2 protein-coding genes are annotated in these 1,548 nt (G+C 75.5%); one reads left to right on the forward strand and one right to left on the reverse strand.

Features of this window, described 5'->3' with window-relative positions:
- A partial coding sequence (locus tag HMPREF3105_RS11320; RefSeq protein WP_070709677.1) for a ZIP family metal transporter occupies positions 1-589 on the forward strand: 589 nt, incomplete at its 5' end.
- A gap of 13 nt (positions 590-602) precedes the next feature.
- On the opposite strand, the gene HMPREF3105_RS11325 is transcribed toward HMPREF3105_RS11320, so the two are convergent.
- Positions 603-1,548: S1C family serine protease (locus HMPREF3105_RS11325; protein ID WP_070709680.1), on the reverse strand; the 946-nt coding region annotated here is incomplete at its 5' end.

Genomic DNA, 1,548 nt, shown 5'->3' on the forward strand with positions numbered 1-1,548 from the left:
CGGCCCCGCGGCGACCGCCGTCGCGGTGGCCGCCCTGGCCCTCGGCGCAGGCGCCTACGTGCTGCTCGAGCGCGCCGTCCCCGACCCCGTCTCGGAGATGCCGGGCGACGTCGACGACCCGGCCGGCCTGGACCGGCGGAGGATGCTGCGCCTGGGCACGGTGACGGCCCTGGCGATCGGCCTGCACAATCTGCCGGAGGGCTTCGTCACCTTCGCCGGCACCCTGCAGGATCCCTCGGTGGGCCTCGCGCTGGCCGTCGCGATGGCCGTGCACAACGTGCCCGAGGGCGTGGCCGTGGCCGTGCCCGTGCGGCAGGCCACCGGGTCGCGGCGCAAGGCCTTCGCGTGGGCCGCGTTCACGGGGATCGCGGAGCCGCTGGGCGCGCTGATCGGCTGGCTGCTGCTGGCCCCGTTCCTCACGCCCGCGCTCGTGGCCGCCGTCTTCGCGGCCGTGGCAGGCGTGATGGTGACCGTGAGCCTCGACGCGCTGCTGCCCGCCGCCCGGGCGGCCGGGGGCCGTGCCGCAGCGCTGGGCGGCGTGCTGCTGGGCGTGGCCGCGATGGCCCTCTCGCTGGACCTGCTCGCCTGAGCGCGGGCGCCGGTCAGTTCACGAGGGCCGGCTGCAGGACCGCCTCGGCCTCGCGCACCCCGCCGTCGGCGGTGCGCCACTGGACGATGATCCGGTCCCCCACGTTGTGGTCGTTGACCAGGCGGGACATCCGGGAGGCGTCGTCGCCGACGGGCCGCCCCTCGATCTCGAGGATCACATCGCCCTCGACCAGGCCGATCTGCTCGGCCGCCGAGCCCGCGTCCACCTGCATGACCACGACGCCGACGTCGGGATCCGCGCCGACCATGATGCCCAGGGCGCCGTCCGCGCCGATGCTCACGGTGTCCGTCTCCTCACCCGAGAGGACCTGCTCCACCACGTCGAAGGCCACCTCCAGCGGGATCGCGAAGCCGTCCACCTCGTCTGCGGTGGTCCCATCGCTGGCCGCCACGGTCACGCCGACCACCTGGCCGGCGTCGTCCACCACCGGGCCGCCGGAGTAGCCGGGCACGACGTCCGCGTCCGTCTGGATCAGGCCGGACAGGCGCGCGTACTGATCGGTGCCCTCGGCCGCGGCCATGATCGAGCGGTCCGTGCCGAGCACGGTGCCGCGCACGGCCGTCAGGTGGCCCTGGCCCCCGCCGTTGCCGACGGCGGCCACCGTCTCCCCGCGCCGCACCGGGTCCAGCGAGACGCTGGCCACCGGCAGGTCTGAGACGCCCTCGACGTCGAGCACCGCGATGTCGTGCTCGGCATCGCGCCCGAGCACCGTGGCCGTGTGCCGCGCGCCGGTGTCCGCGACCACCACGTGCACCTCCGAGGAGTCCTCGACCACGTGGTAGTTGGTCACCGCCAGCCCGTCCGGGGAGAGCACCATGCCCGTCCCCGTGCCGGTGCGGGCGCCGAGGGCGGTCTCCACGAGGAGGATGCCCGGGGCGTCCGCGACCGGCTGGCCCGGATCCAGGGACGATCCGTCGTGGGCCGACGCGGACCAGTCC

This window comes from Micrococcus sp. HMSC31B01, from assembly GCF_001816085.1.
GTDB lineage: Bacteria > Actinomycetota > Actinomycetes > Actinomycetales > Micrococcaceae > Micrococcus > Micrococcus luteus.